This is a genomic window from Candidatus Neomarinimicrobiota bacterium, from assembly GCA_041862535.1.
Taxonomy (GTDB): Bacteria; Fidelibacterota; Marinisomatia; order SCGC-AAA003-L08; family TS1B11.
This window is the reverse complement of sequence record JBGVTM010000183.1, coordinates 1-3,011: the sequence shown is the minus strand read 5'-3', so window position 1 is coordinate 3,011 and position 3,011 is coordinate 1. Positions and strand designations below refer to the sequence as shown.

Below are 3,011 nucleotides of genomic sequence, written 5' to 3'. Positions count from 1 at the left end.
CCGCTGAAGCGTCAGTTCGGTTACCTCCTCGCAGCGTTCGATGGTATGGTCGCCGTCCATCAGCACTTCGGGCTCGACGATGGGTACCAGCCCCACTTCCTGGCAGAGGGCGGCGTAGCGTGCCAGGGCGTGGGCGTTGGTGTCGATGCAGGTGCGGGTAGGAATGCCGTCACCGATGGTGATGACCGCCCGCCACTTGCCGAACTGGGCCCCCAGCTGGTGGTAATCCTCCAGGCGTTCCCGGAGTCCATCGAGGCCTTCGGTGACCTTTTCGCCGGGGAAGCCAGCCATGGGTTTGGCCCCTTTATCGGGCTTGATGCCGGGAATGATGCCTTTGCCGCTGAGTACTTTCGGGAAGGGAACCCCGTCCTGTGTCCCCTGGCGAATGGTCTCGTCAAACAGGATGACACCGCTGATAAACTGTTCGACGCCATCGGTGGTGAACAGCAGATCGCGGTAAGCGCGGCGGTTCTCTTCGGTGGACTCGACGTTGATGGTGGCCAGGCGCTTCTTGATGGTGCGCGTGCTTTCGTCAGCGGCCAGGATGCCCTTGCCCTTGGCAACCATGGCGCCGGCGACGGAGGCTAGGTCTGGTGCGTTCATATGATATCTACCTCAAATCGTTGGGTTCGGATTAATGCCTGCTAGCGTGCGAAAAATCACCTGCCAGTTTAACACCGCCTGTTCAGGTTTAACAATGGGTTCACGTAAGAAAGTGGAAGGTTTCGGTCTATCACTTTGGATTCCGATCTCCTTTCGCCGCTTCCGCCTGCCGGGCGACAGCTTCGGCCGCCGCCCTGGCCGCTTCTTGATCGCCAAGGTAGCGGGAGCCCAGAACGTTCAACTGCTCGTCAAACTCATATAGCAGCGGGATGCCGGTGGGGATGTTGAGCTGGCTGATATCTTCGTCGGAGATGTGGCCCAGGTGCTTTACCAGGGCGCGAAGGCTGTTCCCGTGGGCGGAGATCAGCACGGTCCTTCCCTGCCGCAGACTGGGCGCAATAGCTTTTTCCCAATAAGGCATCACCCGCCGATAGGTATCGGCCAGAGACTCGGTGGCGGGCAGTTCTTCTGGATTCAAGCCGGCATAGCGCGGATCGAAGCGTGGGTGGCGGGGATCTTCCGGCTCCAGGGCGGGCGGTGGCACGTCGTAGCTGCGCCGCCAGAGGTGAACCTGCTCGGGGCCGTACTGCTGGGCGGTTTCGGCCTTGTTCAGTCCCTGCAACGCGCCGTAATGCCGTTCGTTGAGCCGCCAGCTGCGCTCCACCGGTATCCACATCAGGTCCATTTCATCGAGTACCAGCCACAGGGTGCGGACGGCCCGTTTAAGGACGGAGGTGAAGGCGAGGTCAAATTCGAAGCCCTCCTCCAGCAGCTGTTTCCCTGCCTGGTGGGCCTCCGCGATGCCCTGGTCGGTCAAGTCGACATCGGTCCAGCCGGTGAAGCGGTTTTCCAGGTTCCAGAGGCTCTCGCCGTGGCGCAGCAGAACGAGTTTAGTATCCATATTCTATTACTATGATTGGTAAGCTATTTAATTGGATACGGCGGCGGCTCAGGGATGGTTTTCTCCTGAGTTTCCAGGTCCTTGAGAATTTCCGCGATGGCCCGGTTGAGCTGCTGATCGATGCCAGCGAATTCCTGGACCGGGTCGTTGTCAACGTAGATGTCAGGCTCGACCCCGCGGCCTTCCATAATCCATTCGGTGCCTTCGACGTCGTAGCGGGAGAATTCCGGCTTGTAGAGGTAACCCCCATCCAGCAGCGGCAGGCTGCCGCGAATGCCGACTACTCCGCCCCAGGTACGCTTGCCAACGACTTTCCCCAGCCCGTACTTCTTGAAGCGGTAGACGACAATATCGCCATCCGAGGCGGAGAACTCATCGGCGATCATGATCATGGGACCCCAGAGCGTGCCGTCCGGATTGACCGCCGGGCTGGTGTTGCGGGCGATAGTGATCATGGCGATTTCCCGGCGCAGGCGCTCGATGATCATCGGGGAGACATTGCCGCCCCCATTGCCGCGGACATCGATGATCAGGGCCTTCTTGGTCAGCTGGGGATAGTAGTGTTTGACGAACTCGTTCAGTCCATACTGGCCCATGTCCGGGATGTGAAGGTAGCCGACCTTGCCCTTGGTGGCCTGATCCACTTTTTCGATGTTGGTCTGCACCCAGTTGTAGTAGTACAGTTCCTGTTCATCTTCAATGGGGCGTACCACCACCTCCCGGCTGCCTTTGAGTCTCGGCTGCTCGTTCAAGGTCAGGGTCACCTGCTTGCCTACGGAGTTCACCAGGTGTTCGTAAATGTTGATCATCTCTTTGGTTGATTTGCCATTGACGACCAGGATGAAATCGCCCTCCCGCGCGCCAACGCCGACCTCAGTCAGCGGGGAGCGCCGGGGATCGTTCCAGTTTTCGCCCTTGAGAATCCGCTTGATCCGATAGTACCCGGATGCGTCACGCTCTAACTCGGCACCCAGCAGGCCGGTCTTTATCCGGTCCGGCTGGGGGTAATCGCCTCCACCAACATAGGTATGGCCGATGTTCAGTTCGCCGATCAGTTCTCCGATGATGTAGGTAAGGTCGGCGCGGTGGTTGACATGCTCTACCAGAGGGGCATATCTCTTTCGTACGCTCTCCCAGTCGACACCGTGCAGGTTCGGTATGTAGAAGAAGTCGCGCATTTGCCGCCACGACTCGCTGAATATCTGGCGCCATTCTGCGCGCCGGTCAAGCATAACCTCCATGGCGGAGAGGTCGAGTTTATCCTTGAGATCGAGCCGGGCCTTCGGCAGATCGATGATGTAGTAGGACTTGTCCTTCCCCACCAGCATCTTTTTGCCGTCGGCGGAGATCTCAAAGCCGCTGATCTCGCCGAGATCGGTCTCTTCCTGCTTATCGAAATCGAACATGAGCAGCCTGGGTTTTTCATCGTCGCTGCCGTTGCGCCGGTAGTAAAGCGTATTGCCTACCGAGGCCAGGCTGGAGTAATTGGAGGCCTTGACCGGCAGGG

Annotated in this window: 3 protein-coding genes; all 3 read right to left on the bottom strand. The window is 59.0% G+C overall.

Annotation, left to right across the window (positions count from 1 at the left end; genetic code table 11):
• The coding region (locus tag ACETWG_06655; protein MFB0516268.1) for a class I fructose-bisphosphate aldolase at positions 1-603 on the bottom strand (603 nt) is incomplete at its 3' end.
• 130 nt (positions 604-733) lie between these two features.
• Positions 734-1,504 (bottom strand): 2,3-diphosphoglycerate-dependent phosphoglycerate mutase, encoded by a 771-nt coding sequence (gene gpmA / locus ACETWG_06650; GenBank protein MFB0516267.1) that lies wholly within the window; start codon positions 1,502-1,504, stop codon positions 734-736.
• 23 nt (positions 1,505-1,527) lie between these two features.
• The coding region (locus ACETWG_06645) for a S41 family peptidase (protein ID MFB0516266.1) at positions 1,528-3,011 on the bottom strand (1,484 nt) is incomplete at its 5' end.